This window comes from Sporosarcina sp. BP05 (genome assembly GCF_014282005.1).
Taxonomy (GTDB): domain Bacteria; phylum Bacillota; class Bacilli; order Bacillales_A; family Planococcaceae; genus Sporosarcina.
In genome coordinates this window covers 38472-59852 of sequence record NZ_JACFTD010000020.1, presented here as the reverse complement: position 1 = coordinate 59852, position 21381 = coordinate 38472, and the positions used below count along the sequence as shown (strand labels likewise).

20 protein-coding genes and 1 other annotated feature are annotated in these 21381 nt (G+C 38.8%); of the genes, 15 read left to right on the top strand and 5 right to left on the bottom strand.

Features of this window, described 5'->3' with window-relative positions:
• Both H2672_RS16580 and zwf read right to left on the bottom strand, forming a co-directional pair.
• Positions 1-375: NAD(P)-binding domain-containing protein (locus H2672_RS16580; RefSeq protein WP_255485863.1), on the bottom strand; the 375-nt coding region annotated here is incomplete at its 3' end.
• Positions 376-514: 139 nt separating this feature from the next.
• Positions 515-1951 carry a glucose-6-phosphate dehydrogenase gene (gene zwf / locus H2672_RS16575; RefSeq protein WP_186673216.1) on the bottom strand — a complete coding sequence of 479 codons (1437 nt, stop codon included), beginning with the start codon at positions 1949-1951 and terminating at the stop codon, positions 515-517.
• Between the two features lie 313 nt (positions 1952-2264).
• On the opposite strand from zwf, the gene H2672_RS16570 reads away from it, so the two are divergent.
• Positions 2265-2882, top strand: a complete 618-nt coding sequence (locus tag H2672_RS16570; RefSeq protein WP_186673193.1) for a cyclase family protein — start codon at positions 2265-2267, stop codon at positions 2880-2882.
• Between the two features lie 154 nt (positions 2883-3036).
• Complete coding sequence (locus H2672_RS16565) at positions 3037-3486, top strand: SRPBCC family protein (RefSeq protein WP_186673191.1); 450 nt, start codon at positions 3037-3039, stop codon at positions 3484-3486.
• A gap of 151 nt (positions 3487-3637) precedes the next feature.
• Here H2672_RS16565 and H2672_RS16560 read toward each other — a convergent pair whose 3' ends face one another.
• A complete protein-coding gene (locus tag H2672_RS16560) occupies positions 3638-4606 on the bottom strand; it encodes a ring-cleaving dioxygenase (protein ID WP_186673188.1) in 969 nt (322 codons plus the stop codon).
• A 403-nt stretch (positions 4607-5009) separates the two neighbouring features.
• Here H2672_RS16560 and H2672_RS16555 point away from each other — a divergent pair, with 403 nt between their 5' ends.
• The 11 genes from H2672_RS16555 (at position 5010) to H2672_RS16505 (ending at position 14524) form a co-directional block, all read left to right on the top strand.
• Positions 5010-6098 carry a branched-chain amino acid aminotransferase gene (locus tag H2672_RS16555; RefSeq protein WP_186673187.1) on the top strand — a complete coding sequence of 363 codons (1089 nt, stop codon included), beginning with the start codon at positions 5010-5012 and terminating at the stop codon, positions 6096-6098.
• 150 nt (positions 6099-6248) lie between these two features.
• The gene (locus tag H2672_RS16550) at positions 6249-8315 is read left to right on the top strand and encodes a catalase (RefSeq protein WP_370569686.1); all 2067 of its coding nucleotides are present in this window, start codon (positions 6249-6251) and stop codon (positions 8313-8315) included.
• Between the two features lie 106 nt (positions 8316-8421).
• Positions 8422-9228 (top strand): HAD family hydrolase, encoded by an 807-nt coding sequence (locus H2672_RS16545; protein ID WP_186673186.1) that lies wholly within the window; start codon positions 8422-8424, stop codon positions 9226-9228.
• A gap of 436 nt (positions 9229-9664) precedes the next feature.
• The gene (locus H2672_RS16540) at positions 9665-10138 is read left to right on the top strand and encodes a hypothetical protein (protein ID WP_186673185.1); all 474 of its coding nucleotides are present in this window, start codon (positions 9665-9667) and stop codon (positions 10136-10138) included.
• 139 nt (positions 10139-10277) lie between these two features.
• Positions 10278-10544 carry a hypothetical protein gene (locus H2672_RS16535; RefSeq protein WP_186673183.1) on the top strand — a complete coding sequence of 89 codons (267 nt, stop codon included), beginning with the start codon at positions 10278-10280 and terminating at the stop codon, positions 10542-10544.
• Positions 10545-10847: 303 nt separating this feature from the next.
• Positions 10848-11312, top strand: a complete 465-nt coding sequence (locus H2672_RS16530; protein ID WP_186673181.1) for an NUDIX hydrolase — start codon at positions 10848-10850, stop codon at positions 11310-11312.
• Between the two features lie 109 nt (positions 11313-11421).
• A complete protein-coding gene (locus tag H2672_RS16525) occupies positions 11422-11577 on the top strand; it encodes a tRNA U-34 5-methylaminomethyl-2-thiouridine biosynthesis protein (RefSeq protein WP_186673178.1) in 156 nt (51 codons plus the stop codon).
• A gap of 177 nt (positions 11578-11754) precedes the next feature.
• Positions 11755-12231: a hypothetical protein gene (locus H2672_RS19435; protein ID WP_222439438.1), complete on the top strand. Its 477-nt coding sequence runs from the start codon at positions 11755-11757 to the stop codon at positions 12229-12231.
• Between the two features lie 628 nt (positions 12232-12859).
• Complete coding sequence (locus tag H2672_RS16515; RefSeq protein ID WP_186673176.1) at positions 12860-13300, top strand: YybH family protein; 441 nt, start codon at positions 12860-12862, stop codon at positions 13298-13300.
• A 151-nt stretch (positions 13301-13451) separates the two neighbouring features.
• Positions 13452-13949: a YjdJ family protein gene (locus H2672_RS20005; RefSeq protein ID WP_370569685.1), complete on the top strand. Its 498-nt coding sequence runs from the start codon at positions 13452-13454 to the stop codon at positions 13947-13949.
• 146 nt (positions 13950-14095) lie between these two features.
• Entirely contained in the window at positions 14096-14524 is a 429-nt protein-coding gene (locus H2672_RS16505; protein WP_186673172.1) for a hypothetical protein, read from the top strand.
• 490 nt (positions 14525-15014) lie between these two features.
• Here H2672_RS16505 and serA read toward each other — a convergent pair whose 3' ends face one another.
• On the bottom strand, positions 15015-16601 hold the full coding sequence (gene serA, locus H2672_RS16500; RefSeq protein WP_186673169.1) for a phosphoglycerate dehydrogenase: 1587 nt from the start codon (positions 16599-16601) through the stop codon (positions 15015-15017).
• On the bottom strand, positions 16602-17762 hold the full coding sequence (locus H2672_RS16495) for a pyridoxal-phosphate-dependent aminotransferase family protein (protein ID WP_186673210.1): 1161 nt from the start codon (positions 17760-17762) through the stop codon (positions 16602-16604). It abuts the gene before it with no gap.
• Positions 17763-17821: 59 nt separating this feature from the next.
• Positions 17822-18048: a binding site (T-box leader), on the bottom strand.
• 154 nt (positions 18049-18202) lie between these two features.
• Here H2672_RS16495 and H2672_RS16490 point away from each other — a divergent pair.
• Positions 18203-19219, top strand: coding sequence for an LLM class flavin-dependent oxidoreductase (locus H2672_RS16490; protein WP_186673166.1), 1017 nt, complete (start codon positions 18203-18205; stop codon positions 19217-19219).
• Between the two features lie 125 nt (positions 19220-19344).
• Entirely contained in the window at positions 19345-21381 is a 2037-nt protein-coding gene (locus tag H2672_RS16485; RefSeq protein ID WP_186673208.1) for a prolyl oligopeptidase family serine peptidase, read from the top strand.

Below are 21381 nucleotides of genomic sequence, written 5' to 3'. Positions count from 1 at the left end.
GCCAATGAAATGAATACCTGATTCTTTTAAGGTTGCTGTACGTCTATTCGTATCTTTAAAGAATGTATTTCCTCCATCGATAAGAATATCCCCTTGTTGAAGATGAGGAACTAGGGACTGGATCACCGTATCTGTTGTTTCCCCAGCCTTAACCATTAATAAAATTTTTCGTGGAACTTCGAGCGAATCGACCAGGTTTTCAATACTGTAGCTTCCGTGAATGTTTTTATCCTTTGCTTCTTTGTTGGAGAACTCATCTGTTCGATCTGTCCAATAATCATAAACAGCTACCGAATAGCCTTTACTTTCGATGTTTAGTGCTAGGTTCATCCCCATCACGCCTAAACCAATAACGCCCATTTGTTTCTTAGTCATAACCCTACCCCATTCAATTATGTTATTTACCAGATTTTACTTCTTAAATAATAAAACTTCGTACTATGGCTAATCTGCAGTATGAAAATTTCAAGTCTAGACGCAAGTGCCTCTGAACAGGCGCTTGCGCTTTTGCTCTTTACCACCAATTAAATTGATCAGCCTGCAATAGTTGATTAGCAGCTTCTGGCCCATCTGAACCGGCAGGGTATGGATGTAAAGGAAGTGAATTCTCTTGAAATGCTGTTAATAAGGGTTGAATCCACAGCCATGATAATTCAACTTCTTTCCAATTGGCGAAGAATGTTGCATTTCCGCGAATCGCATCAAATAGAAGTAGTTCATATGCTTCTGGCTGTTCCTCTGAATTAGTGGAGAAGTTAATGAAATTAGGCTCAAATTGGTTACTTGAAGGGTTTTTCATATTTATCATTAAAGAAATACCTTCACTTGGACTAATTTCAAATATCAATAAGTTTGGGGTCAAGCGATCTGTATGTTTCACATCGTTCTTAAACTCGATGACAATCTTGGTGGATTTTGTACCTATCCGTTTCCCAGTCCGTATATAAAAGGGAATTCCGCTCCAAGATGGATTGTCAATATGTAGACGAGCTGCGAAATAAGTATCATTCATTGAGGAGGCATTAACCCCGGGCTCTTCTGTATAACCAACAACCGGGGTATCGAAAATCTCACCGGCTTGGTATTGACCACGAACAATGTCCCGAGCGATATTTTCTATATAAATAGGTCGAAGAGATTCCATGATTGTTACTTTTTGTTTTCGAATTTCCTCAGCGGTCATCTTTTCAGGGAGATGAAGGGCTGTCATCATAACTAACTGCAGAAGATGATTCTGAACCATATCCCGAATTGCGCCTGCTCGATCGTAATATTCAGCCCGTGTTTCAACCCCGACCGTTTCACTTGCTGTGATTTGTATATTAGCAATACGTTTATGATCTAATATTGAACCAAATATCGGATTGGCAAATTCAAAGGATTCGAGATTTTGTACCATAGGTTTTCCGAGATAGTGGTCGATTCTGTAAATTTCTTCATCATTAAAAGTGCTGTTTAATGTCTCGTTTAATTGTCGTGCGGTCTTAAGGTCACTTCCGAAGGGTTTCTCGACAATCAGTCGTTTCCAGCCTTTCGTGTGACTGATTCCGCTCTTATTTAGACCTAATGTAATAACATCAACCAGTTGTGGAGCAACCGACAAATAGAAAAGTCGATTTCCGGGTATGTTTAATTCTCTCTCACTGTCTTTAATAAGTTCATGTAGGTTTTGATATGAATCATTGTCTGATGCATCAAATTTACAGTATCGAAACTTAGCTAAAAACTCATTCAATCCCGTAGTTTGGACAGTACTTCTAGAATATTCCCGAAGTGCACTTTCGACTTTTGATTGAAAAATGTCATCAGGGAAATAGTTTCTGCCTAAACCAATTATAGAAATTGAATCCGGCAATTTTCCATCAAGAAACAAATTATATAAAGCAGGAAATAATTTGCGTTTTGCTAAGTCTCCTGTCGCTCCGAATAAAACAAAGGTCATGTCTTGCATTGCCCATCCTTTTTGAAAATCAATTAATTGATCCTTTACTTGAGGGTCAACTAAGTCCGCTTCGTTATTCATTTTTGCTTTCCTCCAATTTAATGTAGACACGAATCATACTTGAAACAGTTTTAAGTATATCATTAAACGATGCGTGGTTCTAAGACTATAGATGAAATCATATACAGCGGACATGCATGAAATTAGCGTCAGTTTTGGTATACTGAGCTGGTAACTAAAGTAGTTTTGCTAGACGGCAGGCTAAACTACATGCGAGGATAGCTTTAGAGTTAGACACTAAAAATAAAGGACGGGTTGTTAAATGAAAATGTATGATGTAACAGGAACCATTTATGAAGGTATGACCGTTTACAAAGATAAGCCTGAAAAACAACCGAAATTTAATCGAGTAACAAATGGCTATGTAACTGAAACTCGGATGGAGATAGATGTGCATACTGGAACACATATTGATGCGCCGCTTCACATGGTTGTAAATGGAGATACATTCGAATCAATTTCAATGGAAAGTCTTGTGGGACAGTGTAAAGTACTTGATTTAACAAATGTAGAAGACGGAATTTCTAAACAGGATTTGGAAAAATTCGAGATCCAAAAGAATGATTTTGTTCTATTTAAAACAAAAAATTCATTTGAGGATACGTTTAATTTCGATTTTATTTATCTTGCACAAGATGGGGCGAAATATCTTTCCGACATTGGTATTCGGGGAGTCGGAATAGATACGCTTGGAATCGAAAGAAGCCAAGAAGGGCATCCAACACATAAAACATTATTTGCAAACGATATCATTATTATTGAAGGGCTTCGCTTAAAAGAAGTTGAACAAGGGGACTATTTTATGGTTGCTGCACCTTTAAAATTAACGGGTACAGATGCATCACCTGCAAGAGTGTTATTATTTGAAGGACTACAATAAAGTTCATTAATTGATAATCAAGTCCCGCCGGATGAATAGTGCCGGTGGGATTTTGTTGTTTGCGGCGACTAAAATGTCTTTGATCTAATGATGTGGTAAAGTGAAGTGAATATATAGAATAACAGGAAATGAACTTGTGAGAGGTGGTTTTAGTATGAAACAGTGGACGAAAGAAATTGAAATTGATGCCTCTATTGAGCATGTGTGGAAATATTTTGATGGGTCATTAGAAAATATGCAAAAGATTATGCCGCAAGTCGTTGGAAACGAACCTGTAAAAATAGTAGATGGAATGGTTGGAAGTATATATTTACAGAAATATAAAGAAGGTAAGCGCGTGATGGAGTACGATGTAGAGACTTTAGAGTATATAGACTCTATGAACGAAAAAAACCTGAAAATAGGGTTCACACTAGCTAATATGTTCGATATTACGGCTCGATTCGAACTGGTCAAGCTCGACGATCATAAAACTTCATTTAAATACACCGCGACGAATCGTCCATTAAAGTGGTTCATGAAATTATTTTCACTGTTTGCTACAGACAAAGTAGTTGTTGAATCTGTGCAACGCGTAAAAAAAGTAGCTGAATCGGAAAACTAAACTTTTACCAGTCACCAAAATTAGTTAATGGACCCAAAAATGAACGGACAAAAGCATTTTTAAGTAATTTGCTGTAAATAGTGAAGGTCATCCCATCAGAAGTATCTTCGAGGTGGGATGGCCTTCTCATTTTTATTTTGCTTGAACGTTCTTATTTTTTCGTATTCAAAGGTTTGATATTCGCTTCAATAGCCGCACGTTTACCTTCCAAAAATGGTGGTAGTGCAAGTGATTCACCCAATGTTTCAAGTGGCTCATCTGTTGCGAATCCAGGGCCATCTGTTGCAAGTTCGAATAGGATGCCATTAGGCTCGCGGAAATATAAAGAAGTGAAATAGAATCGTTCTACAATCCCAGAGTTTGGCAAGCGTGTACTGTTAATTTTATCAATCCATGCATGCAGTTCTTCTTCGTCGTCAACACGGAAGGCTACATGGTGAACGCCACCTATCCCTTGAACCTCAGCAGGTAAATCTGTGCGTGGTTCAACGAACACTTCAGCTCCCGTTCCGCCTTCTCCAACTTCCATAACGATGATGTCATCTTGTCCTTCGACAAGTGCTGGAACGCGGTTCTTCTCCGTAAATCCAAGAATCTGAAGCGCTGCGATTGTCGGTTCAGGAGTGCGGACAGTTAGTCTAACTGGACCAAGCCCGGTTATCCCATACTCAACAGGAACAAGACTCTTATCCCATGGAGTTCCAGTTGCAGCGACTGTGTTTGTCTCATCGGATACAAGCGTCAATTGCTGACCTTCCGCATCTTCGAAGAAAATAACATTGCGACCAGCAAATTCTGAAATAGGTGCATGTTTAACGTTAAATTCAGTAAAGCGTTCAATCCAATATTTCAACGCGTCGTTACTCGCTACACGAAGTGATGAGTTGGAAATACTGCTGACGCCTGCTCTTTTTGGTCCAGCATTGGGAAAATCAAAAAATGTCAGTTCAGTTCCTGGATTCCCTTTTTCATCTCCGTAAAATAAATGATAAGCAGTTGTGTCGTCCTGATTCACTGTTTTTTTCACTAGCCTCATACCAAGTACCTCTGTGTAAAATTTAAAGTTATGTGCTGCGCTTCCGGTCATCGCAGTAAGATGGTGTATACCTTTTACGTTCATCTTCATCAATCCTCTCTGGGATAAAATCTTCATAATATTATCTTGAATTCAAGATAATATTACAGCGGCGGGATGAAATTGTCAAGTAATGTGCGCCTTCTAGGTTTCAATTTCAATACATATCTTTTATTTTTATCTTCATAGGTGTTCGTTAGGAATCTTCTTTAAACTGGAAAGAAACTACAAAAAAAGTGCGAACTATTTTTATGATTAGATAGCTTATTTACAAAGAAGTTGATATAATCTATATTATTAGAAAGTTATTTACGTACATGGATAAATGAAGGGATATCGTTTAAGCGTAAAGGTAACGCTTATCTTGGTATTCCTTTTTAATCACATAATATACGGAAATAGCCCAATCAGCTGGCCTGAAAATTAGACATAGGGAGATGCACACATCATGACGAACCATGCAATTACAATCACTTTGAGTGAATCAAAAAAACAAAAACCACAAGCAGATCAATTAGAATTCGGAAGAGTGTTTACTGACCATATGTTTATAGCTGACTATTGTGAAGGGCAAGGCTGGACGGATCACAGAATCGTTCCATATGCGCCACTTGAGCTGGATCCGGCGGCAACTATTTTTCACTACGGTCAAACAATTTTTGAAGGATTGAAAGCTTATGTAGGCAAAGAGGGGCAAGTTCTGTTATTCCGCCCTGAAGAAAACATGCGTCGCATGAACAAATCGAGTGATCGCTTATGCATGCCGGCTTTCAATGAAGAAATCGCAATCGAAGCTTTAGAAAAACTAATTACTATCGATAAGGACTGGATTCCTGGAACAGAAGGAACATCCCTGTACATAAGACCATTCATGGTTGCGACTGAACCCTATCTCGGCGTTTCACCATCGAAGAAATATAAATTCATTATTATCCTATCTCCCGTTGGATCGTATTATAAAGAAGGAATTCATCCGGTTAAAATTCTCGTTGAAAATGAGTATGTGCGTGCAGTAGAAGGCGGAACTGGAACAGCAAAAACGGCTGGTAACTACGCGTCTGGACTAAGAGCACAAGAAATAGCAAGCAAAAAAGGGTATTCACAAGTTCTTTGGCTTGATGGAGTAGAAAGAAAGTATATAGAAGAAGTGGGAAGCATGAACGTCTTCTTCAAAATTAACGGTGTAGTCATTACACCTGTTTTAAATGGCAGTATTTTGGAAGGGATTACGAGGAAGTCAATCCTTCAATTACTGAGACATTGGGACATTCCAGTTGTTGAACGTAAAATTTCTATGGAAGAACTTCGTTCGGCACACCAGGCAGGTATTTTAGAGGAAGCCTTCGGAACAGGAACAGCGGCAGTAGTTTCGCCAATTGGGGAACTTAATTGGGGCGCTGACATAATGATCATTAATAATAATGAAACCGGTGAATTATCTAAAAAACTATATGAGACACTAACAGGTATTCAAACTGGTAAAGTGGAAGATCCATTCGGTTGGGTAGTCGAAGTCACTGATACGGTAAAAGCATAACTGTTCCTACTATAATAAAGTGAGAAAAGGGTAGCCCTTCCAAGGTGCTATCCTTTTCTTTTTGCACAGTCTGGAAAGTCCCGCATATAGTAGGGAAGCGCCTAGTATTCTTAACAGGCAATTACTAAATGCATAACGGAAGGGGATTGTGTGGATAAATCATCATCAAATCACAAACATGTCGTAGATGAAAACAGTAAGGATAAACAGTTGGAACAATTCCGTGTGAATAATGCAGGTACAAAAATGACGACAAATCAAGCACTGAAAGTTTCGAACGATGAGGAGTCATTGAAAGCGGGTATTCGTGGTCCGACATTGATGGAGGACTTCCATTTTAGGGAAAAAATAACCCATTTTGACCACGAGCGAATTCCAGAGCGGGTTGTACATGCCAGAGGATATGCAGCTCACGGCGTTTTCGAATTGTATGAATCCATGAAGGAGTTCACAAAAGCCAAGTTTCTACAAGAGCCCGGAACAAAAACACCGGTTTTTACGAGATTTTCAAATGTCGTAGGAAGCAAAGGTTCTGCGGATACTGTAAGGGATGTACGAGGGTTTGCTGTTAAGTTCTATACGGAAGAAGGTAATTATGATCTTGTGGGCAATAATATTCCCGTCTTTTTCATCCAAGATGGGATTAAGTTCCCGGATCTTGTCCATGCGATACAGCCAGAACCGCATAACGAAATGCCGCAAGCTGCCTCTGCCCATGATACGTTTTGGGATTTCGTAGCTAACAATCAGGAATCAGCGCATATGGTCATGTGGCTAATGTCAGATCGGGCAATTCCAACAAGGTGGCGGATGATGGAAGGATTCGGTGTTCACACATTCCGATTCGTCAATGCGGAAGGCAAAGCGCGGTTTGTGAAGTTTCACTGGAAGCCTTTACTCGGCGTACATTCGCTTGTCTGGGATGAGGCGCAGAAAATTTCAGGGAAAGATCCGGACTTCCAGCGACGGGATTTATGGGAGTCAATTGAACATGGGAACTTTGCGGAGTATGAATTTGGCGTGCAGATGATTGATGAAAAAGATGAATTCATGTTCGATTTTGACGTGCTTGATGCTACTAAACTTTGGCCGGAAGAAATTGTTCCTGTAAAAATATTTGGCAAGATGACACTAAATCGTAATGTTGACAACGTCTTCGCCGAAACAGAGCAAGTTGCGTTCCACCCAGGTAATGTCGTACCTGGAATTGACTTTACGAATGATCCACTTCTACAAGGCAGATTGTTTTCTTATTTAGATACGCAGCTCATTCGTCTGGGGGGGCCGAATTTTACTGAAATCCCCATCAACCGTGCCGTCTGTCCGTTCCATAATAATCAGCGAAATGGCTATAGCCGGCAGAGAATTGATGTTGGCCAGGTAAGTTACCATAAAAACTCGCTTGCGGATAATACACCGTCCACCTCATCTGCGAAGGAAGGCGGATTCGTCCATTACGCAGAAAAAGTGGAAGGGCGTATCATTCAAGCGAGAAGTGATTCGTTCAAAGATTTCTTTTCCCAGGCAAGGCTTTTTTGGAACAGTATGTCACCGCCTGAAAAACAGCATATCATTGACGCATTCATCTTTGAAGTTGGAAAAGTACAAAGCCGTGACGTTAGACAGCAGGTTGTCGATATGTTCGTCCATGTTGATAAGGCTATGGCCGACATGGTGGCGGACGGCGTCGGAGTGAACCGTCCTACTGGTAAGCAAGTGAACGTCAAGGCCTCATCACCTGCACTCAGTCAGGCAAATACGACGAGAGTCCCTTACACATTGAAAGTCGGCGTACTGATTGGCAATGACTTTAATGGTGCAGAAGTGAAAAGAGTTGTCAAAACGTTAAGGAAATACGGTGTTACTGTGGATATCGTTGGTGAAAAACTTGGCACAGTGAAAGGTGCGGATGGTCTTAATGTAATCGTTAATGAAACTTTTCTTACAATGGATCCGGTGTTGTTTGATAGTTTATATGTTGTTGGCGGCAGGGCTAAAAATCAAGCAAAGTTCAATTCCAATATCCAATACTATATTAACGAATCGTTCAAGCATTTTAAACCGATAGGATTTGCATCGACAGGTGAGCCTTTCTTCGAATTATCAAATGCAAAGGTGGGACCTGGAATTGTATTCGCGACGGATAATCCCGACTTCGATAATGATTTTGTAACAGCAATCGCACAGCAACGCTTCTGGGACAGAGAAATTTATTGAAGAATTGCCGCTCCGGATTAGAATTAGGAGCGGTTTTTTCTTTATTCGTTTAACTAGTCTGAAATCATGTATACTAGTTTATAAAGAAGATAGGGGATGAATTCTTATGATAAAAGCGATTGTTTTTGATTTGGACGATACGTTACTGTGGGATAAAAAAAGCGTGGAAACGGCATTCCTAAAAACATGTGAATACGCGGCCCAAGTACATGATCTAAATCCCGCAGAACTTGAAGAAGCTGTTAGATTGGAAGCTAGAAAGCTTTACGAAACGTACGATACATATGATTTTACACAGATTATTGGCATTAACCCGTTTGAAGGCCTGTGGGGCACATTTGATGATGAAGGCGTTTATTTTCAAAAGATGAAAGCAATTGTCCCAGGCTATCGTAAAGAAGCATGGACAAATGGGCTTCAGCGAATCGGTATAAATGATAAAAATCTTGGCAGCACGTTAGCGGAACTATTTCCACAGGAACGAAAAAAGCATCCTTTTCTATATGAAGAAACATTCAAAGTATTGGACCGTCTAAGAGATACATACAAACTCGTTCTCTTAACAAATGGTTCGCCAAGTTTACAACATACGAAACTTGAAATTACATCTGCACTCGTCCCTTATTTTGACCAAATTATCATCTCAGGCGCATTCGGAATAGGGAAGCCCGATGCATCTATATTTCAATATGTGCTTGCTGAAAGCGGCGTAACTGCAGATGGAGCAATTATGGTAGGCGACAATCTAATGACCGATATCTTAGGGGCATCGCGTGTAGGAATGCGTTCCGTTTGGATTAACCGGGAGAATAAACTGCCAAGTGAAGAAGTTGTACCAACTTATGAAATTGATCATTTAGAGAAGCTATTTCCAATTCTTGAAGAGTTGACGAAGAAAGAAGCCGTACAGTAGGCAACCTATTTATAAGTTCCAAAAGTGGATTGATAAACTACTAACATTAAAAAACGAAAAGGCGTGCCTATTTGGTTAACGGATTCGATTGATGGGGAGAAAACATCGAGTAACAGCTCAATAGGGGACATAATTCGCATTTGAATTGGTGTCTCCTATTTTGTTGTCTTATCAATGCTCTATTCAATTTGACATGTTTATTAGCACATCGATAGGCATGCAAATTGAATACACCCTAAATATTTATGAGGTGTTGCTAGAACTAGTGCTAAAACTGAGGTCGTTCGTTTAATATAAAGAGAACTAATTTTTGAAGGGATTTGGAGATTTTATGTTTAATTAAATCTGTATATTGTGAAAGTTTGCACTTAAACTAACGGGGTAGTTTAGTTGAATAAGGCTATAATGAATTTACCGAGGGACGGGAGGAATTCCAATGAAAAAATGTATTCTGCTAATGTTATTTAGCTTCACCTTAATCTTATCTGCTTGTTCCCAAGAAGAAGACACACAGGAATATTCAGAAAGTATTGGTGATGAACAATCTTTGGGTTATGAGTACACCGTATTAAAAGAACAAAATAAATTTTCTTGGAAGGTTGGCTACAAAGGAGATATATCTATTATCGAAGAGAGTGCTGCCAATCAAGACGATTTAGTAAATTTCATGAATGCTGTAAATGATAGTAAATTGGTATTCGCAAAACTAATTATATCGGTATCATACTTATTAATAATTATTATAACAACGCTTATCCTTTATAAGAAAAATAGAAAAATGCTTAAAGATAGCGGAGTAGTTATAACTATGTTATCAGGTATTGCAATATATATTGCTTTCAAAGCATCATTTGATTTAATTAGTTTATTACAAGATGCAAAATACTATTACTTGATACTAACTAATTAAGCTAACGGGTGGTTTAGTGAAAGATCCTGGGGCTGCTTAGGTAGCTCTTCTTTCTTGTTGAACTAAAGAGGCAGGTTAGTTGAAGAAGGAAAGGACTAAATAGGGTGAAGAAATAGATAGAGTAGAAAGGGGAGAAAAATTGGAAAGGAAGTTTAGTAGGTATTCCATCATCTTAGTTATCGTTGGAATTTTTGTTGCATATATGGCTTTCCCACCGATTAATATTGCTATTTTGGGTTGGTGGGGAATATTCATTGGATTTGGTGTCTATTTAACAGGCATAATACTTGGTATCGTTGCTTTCTTTAAGAAAGAAAAAGGGTTTATGAAGTATATCTCGTTACTTTCCATTTCATTAGGTGTTTTATTTATTGCATTTCTCTATGCAATCGTCGGTAGAATTTAACGGAATTAATTTGATGACATAATTATACTAACGGGTAGCTTTAGCAGAACAAGGCTGTCAGTAGATAGCCTTGTTCTTATTGAACTAACGGGGCAGATTAATTGAATAAGAAAAATGGACTTTTGATAATTTTATATGGGATATTTATTTGAAGTTGGAACTTTACTTCGTTTCAATCGTATTAAAGTAAAGAAGCAGGTTAGTTGAAGAGTGTTGTTTAACTTGTGTTTAACAAACGGTCCAGATTGTGAAACAATGTACTTAAACTGAAGTGACTGTAGAGTTGAAAAAGGAGTAATTGATATGGCAAAAACTTCTGGTTGTTTTACTATTGTTATAAATAAAGAGAACCGTATACTGTTAGTCAAACGAAAAGATTATCCTCTTTGGGATTTACCTGGTGGCACATTAGAAAAGGATGAACTATTAGAAAGTTGTGCTATACGGGAAACGGAAGAGGAAACAGGGTATATCATTTCAATTAAAAGGAAAGTCGGGGAGTATTATCAACCCCAATCTGATGATATGCAACACTTATTCTTAGGAAAAGTGAATAATGGATTGCCAATCAAGGATGGTCCTGAAACAGAAAGAGTGGAATGGTTTACTCCTACAAGATTACCTTTATTCATGATTCCTAATAGAAGAAAACAAATTAATAACTTTTTGAAACATAAAAATATGATAATAAAAGATTCTATATTTGTTTCCCCTCTTAAAATTTCTATATTTAAAGTGATTTTTAGGGTATTTGGTAAAGTTATGTAACACTTTATTCGACTATCGGTCGCGTTTGTTTTACAACTTTGTGCTACGATCGGACCATTTTGTGAAGTAATGTATTTAACAATCGGTATCAAAAAAGGAGTAATAGTAAATGTCTAAAACTATGATTTCGTTAATTGCAGGAATACTTGTTGCTTGGTTAGTTCTAAGCTTCTTTACAAAGAACTTTGACGGTAATTACTTGTTTACATTATTGATCGGTGTTCTCTTAGGTTACGGCGCTAAAAAGAAAGAGGACAATAAGTAATTTAATTTTAAAACAATCGGGCGCGATTGTTGTATTAGCGCCGCTGTTCTTCTTCAACTAACGGGTGCTTTACTTCAAGAAGGAGTAAAGCCTTTTTTACTAACGGGGCAGGTTAGTTGAAGAAGAAAATCTGATATAATAACAATAAATCAAATCTCTAAAAAGGTGTTGTTATATTTGAATGAAGTGAGAATGTATAAAATTTCTTGGTATCCAATAATAACTTTTATGGTTATGGGAGTTACTTTTTTAATATTGTGCTTTTCGGATATAAAAGGTATAATCTCGCATCTATTTGTGTTTATAATTGGGTTATTTTTTTCATTTGTTTTTATTGGATACTCTATATACCTTTGGAGAAAAAGAAATGATGGTAAGGGATTTCATTGGGATGATAAAGGAATTGTAATTGACCTACAAGGGAATAAAGTTTTTTGGGATGAGATTGAAAGCGTTAAATATTCCAATGTAAGAGGTTTGAAGTCTACCGTGATTTATCCACACTATACAAATCACGAAAAGATAAGAATCCGTCGCAAGAAATGGATGCCAACACCTGCCCATTCAGTCGATTGGTTTTTAATAGAAAAGCCAAAGGAATATCAGAAAAACTTAATGAATACCTGGAAAGAAAAAAGAAATTCACAAAAATAGAGATTTATGGGATTCATATTCAACTAACGGGTTGCTTTACTTCAAGAAGGGGTAAAGCATCCTTTCCTGTTCAACTAACGAAGCAGTTTAGTTGAACAGACAGGTATTCTTGGAAGGCTATTGAAGTAGATTGATTTAAAATATTCATGTGTCAAAAATTAATAAGGGGGGCTATATTGAAAACTCGAAAAGGTCGTCTAATTATATTGGGTATGTATATTTTATTATTCAGCATATTATGCATTAGTTACTTTTTTAATGTTTTCTATACATTTAATACACCAGAACAAAATGCGGAAATGATTAAATTAATGATATATACATCTCTTATTTTTATTATCGTGTTATTTGGAGAATGGTTTAGAGTTTTTGAAAAGGATAGCCCGAAGTATAAAAAATACTTTTTTCAAAGTTTAGCGGTTATTTGGGTATTACTTTTACTGATATTCTTTCAGGATATGTTTCTCGGCTTTTTTAACTAACGGGTGCTTTACTTCAAGAAGGAGTAAAGCTTATTTCTTATTGAACTAATGTGCTGGTTAATTGAAGAGGTAAAAAGTGTTTGAATATTTAATTCATTTCTATTAACATACTTATAGTTCTGAAATTGGTAAAGGGGATGCACTAAATGACGAAGGATTTTTTCAAAGTTCAAGACGTACTTGAAAATTACAAAACAGCAATTTACGAAAAAGATGTTGAAAAATTCTTATCCATGTATGCTCCCGAAATGCATATTTATGATTGCTGGGGGAACTGGGAGAGCAAGGGGATTTCTTCATGGAAGGAAAATGTGGCAGAGTGGTTTAATGGATTGAGCGAGGATGGTGTTTTACTAAAAGTTGATTTTAATGAACTAGTAGTTGAAGAAAATTCAAATCTCGCATTTGTTCATTGTGCTGTAACATTTGCTGCTCACCAAGAAGATTCTGGTGAGAAACTTCGTCAAACGACAAATCGGTTCACATATGGTTTAAAAAAAGTGAATGAATCTTGGGTCATAGCTCATGAACATTCATCATTGCCTATAAATATGGAAACTGGTAAGGGAATTTTTAACTTGAAGTAAAAAATAACTATTTTGATTGGAGATAAAGGGATTGTTGCTGCAATTCCATTATTCTTCTTCAACTAACGAGTGCTTTAGTAAAATAAGGATAGTAAATATACATCAAAAAACGTTCAGATTTGAGCTATTTAATTTTTAACTTATACTTGAGGTGAAGAAAGTGTCTTTTAGGGTTGTCATCCAATTGGTTTTAGCATCAATACTGTTACTGTTTTCTACTGGGGCCGCGTGGTATGAAGGTAGCGCACTACTAGAGCATTCTTGGGAATGGAAGCATACCGCAATTTTTTCTGGAATAGTCAATGGACAAGTGGAGAACACAAGCGATATTCTACCCATTGATTATTTTTTATATGCTGCTAAATTTGCACCTTTATTTCCTTTGCTAATGTTGTTAAGTGGTACATATCTCATAATCCTTATGGGGTATATTTCACTCAAAAGTAACTATACGGGATTCACATATTACCTAACTTCTATTGGTGTTTTATTCTTGGTGTTAAGTGGTTTCGTGTCTAATTCTCCAACTAGCGGGTTGGAAATTATTTTCGCTAGTCTGTTGTTTATTGGTATTTTATTTCTGGTTATTGCGTTGGTTAGACTATATAGGGTGAAATTAAGAATTCCATTGAATCCGCTGCGGCGTTAGGTGATGCCTCCCGCCCTAAGCCAAGCAGCTTCGCTACCAGTCTGATGGCTTAGGCTACCCATGTAATGCGCCTTCGCTTAGTTTATATAGGTATTTATTTAACCAATATTTAGGGAGTGAAAAACGCGTTTAAGGGGATTATTAAAATGAATTATAAATTACATTTTGAAATACCGGAAGTGGAAGAGAATAGAGAAAATGATTACTGGGTACCTTTGATGAAATATTTTTTGGATCAATCGGACAATATTGAGATCCACTGCTGGTGTGTTGAAAGGGCTTTGATAGAAGAAATGGAATCAAGGGTCAATGAATCCTATGAAATATCTACTGAAAATGGAATGACTATTTTCAAAGGAAATAAAACAGTGGAGATGCTTGATTATTTATTTACTAATTTAAACCGAAATAGTGACATCAAATGGTTTTCAATCTTTCTAAAAAAAAAAAATACTTCAATTTTCAGCTCTGAACATAACGGAACGGAATACTTTGCGGACATGGTAAATGAAAAAGATATCAAATTTATCAAATCCATAATGCCAAAAAGAACGTCTTTTAATAAATATAAATAATCTATTGTGGAACTAATTAGATATCCCTTTTATTTATTATGTATTAATTTCATAGGCAGGGAATCAGGCACTGTTGTAGAAATGTTAGCTGTGTAGTCATTTTGAGCGTTTGAAAGTTTATTTGTTCACTCACTATTTTTAATAAAAAAAAGGATAGAATCATCAGATGTTGTCTGATGATTCTATCCATTTGTTTAGTGACTATATATTCGGCACTATACTTCACCCGTATAACGAACAAATCTAGTGAAGGAGCGACACTAATGAAAGGCAGCCCAATATCGCCGCGTCCTGCGGCAAAGGCTGCACACCCGCATCCTGCAGGCGCCGAAGCAATAAGACCTAGGAGGGATGCAGTTCAATCCCTCCCTAGTGATCTTCTGCGGGCTTATTGCGTAAGGCCATCACCAAGCGACATAGCGGTGTTGGACGAACATTCCAATTGTTAAGTACCGGCTATATAAAATATTTAAATAAACCAAAATTATGCTTACAAATCAATCGCAATAACATCAAAGATATCTTCAAGCTCTTTCAAGCGTTCAACGTTAGCCTTCTCAACATGATTATCGACAGACAGCATCATGATTGCATTGCCGCCAACAGTGGACCGGCCAACTTGCATCGTTGCAATGTTGATGTTTTCGATTGCTAGTAATGTTCCGACTCTACCAATAGCACCGGGCTGGTCTTTATGTTTAATAAACAGTAAATGGCCATCAGGTTTTACGTCGACAAGGTTATCATCGACTTTGACGATGCGTGCACCTAAACCGTTCAGTAAAGTTCCTGCAACGCGTCTTACTCCATTCGTTGTCGATACTTCAACAGTAACTAAGTTTGAAAAACCTTTCGATGTAGAAGTTTTATGTTCATTGACCTTTATGCCGATACGGTCCGCCAAAAACTTAGCGTTAACATCATTGACATGTGTGCCAAGATTACGTTTCAATAGACCTTTCAGCGTGTTGCGTGTCAAAGGACGGACATCAGATTCAGCAAGTTGTCCTGAGTAATAAATGTTTACTTCCTCGATAACACCCTCTGCTAAATTGGATAGGAATACACCTAACTTTTCAACTAAGTCAAAGAACGGCTCAACTTTAGCCAACGCTTCTTTTGAAACCGAAGGAAGATTAACTGGGTTTTGCACTGCACCGCCATTTAAGAATGTGACAACATCACGGCTAACATCAATTGCGACACTTTCTTGCGCTTCAATCGTACTTGCACCTAAGTGTGGAGTCGCGATGACTTCAGGGAGTGTCAGCAGTTTATGGCCAACAAATGGTTCTGTTTCAAAAACATCGAGTGCAGCTCCAGCGACTTTCTTCGATACAATTGCATCATATAATGCATCTTCATCAATAATTCCACCGCGTGCACAGTTAATAATTTGAACGCCGTCTTTCATCAAATTAAAGGCTTCTTTATTGATCATATGTCGCGTCTCTTTCAAAAGTGGGGTGTGGACAGTAATAAAGTCTGCTGCTCTTAGTACTTCTTCAACAGTTCCCGCGGTAATACCCATTTTCTTCGCTTTCTCTTCAGTTAAGAAAGGATCATAGGCAATGACATTCATTCGCTGTCCTTTTGCTCTTGCCGCAACTTCCGCACCAATACGACCAAGACCTACCACGCCGAGTGTCTTATTTTTTAATTCAACGCCAATGAATGATTTGCGGTCCCATTGCTGGTTTTTCAATGAATTGAAGGCTTGCGGAATTTTGCGTGCAAGGGACATTAGCATTGCAATTGTATGTTCAGCAGCGGAGTTCGTGTTGCCGTCCGGAGCATTGACAACAATAATTCCATGTTCAGTCGCCGCATCTAAATCGATATTATCGACGCCGACACCAGCACGTCCAATGATTTTTAGTTTCGTTGCTTTTTCAATAATTTCGCGCGTTACTTGTGTTTGACTGCGAACAAGTAAGGCATCGAAGTCGTGAATTTTCTCAGCTAATTCAGCAGCAGTATTTGTTGTGTCCACTACGATATTTAAGTCCTCAGCTTGTCTTAATGGGAAAATACCATCTTCACTTAACGGATCGCTAATTAGTATATTAAAAGTCATTTAGACCAACACTCCTTCGTTTAAGTAGACTTGTTGTGCAGCAGCAGTGCCTTTACCTAATTCAATAGCTTTGCCGATTTTGAGTAAGCCGATTTCCATCGCACTAATCGTTTGAAGGACATCTGCCGGGGAACAGTACCCCATATGGCCGATTCGGAATATTTTACCACTCAAATGCTGTTGACCGCCTGCCACAATTAAACCGAACTCTTGTTTAATCACTTTTCTAAACGCTTCTGCATCGAAGTCTTCAGGTTTAACCGCTGTGACAGTAGGGGAGGCATCTTTATCACTCGTTAATAAAGGAATACCTAATGCCCGGAAAGCGGCGCGCGTCATGTTCATCATCAAAATATGGCGTGCATTTACTTGTTCGACTCCTTCTTTAGCGATAAGCTGAAGAACTTGTTCCAAGCCGAATAACAATGATAGTGCAGGTGTGAATGGGGTCGTATCTTTTAACAAATTGTCGCGATATCTTACTAAATCCATATAGTAGCGTGGTTGTGGATTATTTTCGATGATAGTCCAAGCGCGATCACTTGCAGCGATAAAAGCTAGTCCTGCTGGTAGCATGAATGCTTTCTGAGAACCTGTTACTAAGACATCGATTCCCCAGTCATCCATTTTTGTTTCAACACCGCCAACACAGGAAACGCCATCGACGACGATGAGTGCGTCTGACACTTCACGGACTGCCTGTGCAAGTTCCTTGATAGGATTTAATACGCCAGTCGAAGTCTCGCAATATGTAGAAAATACAGCTTTGATTTCAGGATGCTCTTGTACATAGCGTTTAATTTCTAGGGGATTCAGCGCTTCGCCCCATTCGACATTTAAGCTTTGAACCTTAATATTGTAAGCATCACAAATTTTTGAGAAACGTTCACCGAATGCGCCTGAAACAATGACTAATACCTCATCGCCAGGTTTCACAATATTGACAACAGCAGCTTCCAAACCAGCTGTTCCACTGCCTGTTAAAATAACAACATCTTGTGTCGTGCCGAAAATCCGCTGCAGACCCGGTGCGATACTTTTAAGCATATTCGATGTCTCTTGTCCTCGGTGGCCAATCATTGGTTGACTCATTGCTCGTTGTACGCTTGGTGGAATGGGGCTCGGTCCTGGGATTCGTAGTAGCATTTGGTCTTGTAACATCTTCATTCTCCTCTCAATTTTGGGAATAAAAAAAAGCCCTCCTCCCCTTACAAATAAATGTAAGGGGCGAAAAGCTGTAATACTCACGCGGTACCACCCTTTTTACTGTCAAAAAAATAGACAGTCTTGGTTAGCATGCTTAACGCGCATGTGACGGATAAACCTACTAGATGTTTCAGTTTATCTATTCCAGAGTGCTACTTTACTGCGAAATCACTGATTTGCACCACCCATCAGCTCTCTTAAGATTTCATAAAATAAAGTGTGTCTCCATCAAAATAGTTAGATTAGTTATGGAATTAGAATTAATCATAACAAATGAAATGCGAATGTCAAGTACCATTTTATCCGAAACTACGTTTTTCTGAGTCCAATTGGTAGAGGAATCTAGTTGGGAGCGGTATCCTTTCCTATAAGAACTAAATAAGGAGTGAGGACACTTGGTTGCTGATAAAATAAAAAAGTTCAATTCGATTCCACTTTCCGTTTTGGACCTTTCTCCAATAAATGAAGGTAGTAATGCAACACAGTCCTTCAAAAATAGTGCGGAACTGGCACAGCATGTTGAGAAATTAGGATTCAATCGATACTGGTTCGCTGAGCATCACAATATGCCTGGCATTGGAAGTTCTGCAACATCGGTACTGATAGGTCATATTGCAGGAGTAACAAAACAAATTCGCGTCGGTTCGGGCGGTATTATGTTGCCTAACCATGCGCCACTTGTTATCGCCGAGCAGTTCGGTACACTTGAATCAATCTATCCGGGACGAATCGATTTGGGCCTTGGACGTGCGCCAGGTTCTGACCAAGCAACTGCTTATGCACTACGTCGCACATTACAAAGTACTGGTGACGATTTCCCAGAACAATTAGCCGAACTTCAGTCTTATTTTGAACCGGACAGATCTGCTCGTGTTCGCGCCTTTCCGGGTGAAGGACTTGATATCCCCATCTGGCTTCTCGGTTCGAGCGGCTTCAGTGCACAACTAGCAGCACAGAAAGGCTTACCATTTTCTTTTGCAAGTCACTTTGCACCTGCCTATACTTTGCAGGCATTGCAGTTATACCACCAAAACTTTAAGCCATCCAAGTTTTTGAAAGAACCGTATGCCATGCTTGGGATCAATGTCATCGCAGCGGAGACGGACGAAAAAGCGGAGTGGTTAGCAACTTCACAACAACTGCAATTCCTTGGAATCACTACGGGAATGCCGTCACAACTTAGACCACCCGTCGACAATATCGATGAGTTTTGGTCACCACAACAACGAGCATCTATTAAGCAAACACTTGATCCTCGTACAACAATTGTTGGCAGTCCCGAAACTGTTAAACGCAAGCTCGAAAGTTTCATTCAAGAAACAAGGGCGAACGAGTTAATTATCAATACGCAAGTATACAGTCATGAAGATCGCTTGCGTTCATATAGCATAATTGCAGATATAATGGATTAAAAAAGTGAAAGCCGCAACCTTTAATTAGGTTTGTGGCTTTTTATTTAGAATAGTTATTTAATTAAGTAGATAATATGGTAAAATATAGACGATTGAAGTATATAGGGGGTAATGAGGTGGACAATATGACAAAGACAGAGACGATTGTTGAAAACTACCATGGCATTGATGTTGCAGATCCTTTTCGCTGGCTCGAAAAGCCGGAAACTGTAGAGGTAAAGATTTGGATTGATGAGCAAAATGAAGCGACTCAAAACTACCTAGCAACGTATCCAGAACGGGAAAAAGTAAAAGAGAAATTAACGAAATCCTGGAATTATGCCAAATACTCCGTTCCGCAAAAAGAAGGGGACTATTATTATATTCATAAAAATAATGGACTACAAAACCAAGCTGTTTTTTATCGGACAAAGGATTTATCGACAGATGAGCTTGAGGTCATTATTGACCCGAATACGTTAAATGAAGAAGGAACAGCCGCTATAACAAATCTTGCGTTTACGAAAGATGGGAATCGCTTGGCTTATGGCGTTTCGATGAACGGAAGTGATTGGCAGGAAATTCGAATCCGCAATTTACAGTCGGGCAAAGACGAGTCTGACGTTATCAAATGGTGTAAGTTCAGCAGTATTGCATGGAATGAAGAAGGAAGCGGGTTTTATTATAATCGATTCCCTGAACCCGGGACGGTAGATTCTGAAGATGAGAGTAACTATAATCGTGTGTATTGGCATACGGTTGGCACAGTCCAAGCTGAGGACATTTTGGCGTATGAGGACACTGAGGATAAAGAGTTATCTTTTAATCCAATGTACTCTGATGATTATCGATATTTGATTTTATCAGTATGGAAAGGAACAGAAAATAAGAGCCGGATCTATTATCGTGATGAACAAGCCGATGCAGGATTTGTTCACTTACTGGCTGACGATGATGGGGAATATTCGTTTATTGGAAATGAAGGGAAGCTCTTTTATTTCACAACAAATTATGGTGCTTCTAAGGAAAAAATTATTGCTGTCCATTTGGACAAACCGGGGAAAGAGCATTGGGTTGATATCATTTCCGAACAGGAAGACGTCCTTACATTCGCAAAAATCATTAACGAGCAATTTGTCGTTTGCTATTTGCAGAATGCCCATTACAAACTACGTATTTATGACTTAGAGGGGCAGTTACAAAAAGAAGTGCCTCTTCCTAATTACATTTCATTATCTGGCGTAACCGGTAAGAAAACAGCGTCAACGATGTTCATAGGCTACACTTCTTACTTGGTGCCAACAACCATAGCACGCTATGATTTTGAAAAGGATGAATTGGATACTGTCTTTGATACATCGGAGCTGTTTGAAACAGCTGGTTTTGAGACTACTCAAGTATTTTATCCATCCAAAGATGGTACGCATATTCCGATGTTCCTAACGCATCGAAAAGGGCTGGAATTGACGGGTGATAATCCTGTTTTGTTGTATGGCTATGGCGGTTTTAATGTTAGCTTGACTCCGGCTTTTTCTCCATCACAGCGTATGTGGATTGAGGCGGGCGGCGTGTATGCGGTTGCGAATTTACGTGGTGGTGGGGAGTTCGGTGCGAAGTGGTACAAAGCGGGGACGTTGGGGCAAAAGCAGAATGTCTTCGACGACTTTATTGCCGCGGCGGAGTGGTTGATTGAACAAAACTATACGAACAGCAAGAAACTCGCCATTATGGGCGGGAGTAATGGTGGATTGCTTGTTGCTACATGCATCACTCAGCGGCCTGATCTATATGGGGCGGCACTTTGCCTCGTTCCTGTCACTGATATGTTGCGTTATCATAAATTTACCGTGGGACGCTATTGGGTGACCGATTATGGAAATGCTGAAACAAACAAGGAACAATTTGAGTTCATGTACAAGTATTCTCCGCTTCACAATGTCAAAGAAGGAATCGAGTATCCGCCGACACTTGTGACGACAGCTGATACGGATGACCGTGTAGTTCCGTGGCATGCGACGAAATTTGCGGCAACATTGCAAGCATCACAACAAGGAAATAACCCAATCCTTCTGCGAGTGGAAAAGAATGCTGGTCATGGAATGGGTAAACCGACAGTTAAGATCATCGAAGAGCAGACAGATATGTATTCGTTCTTGTTTAAAACATTGGAGATTGAAATTTAA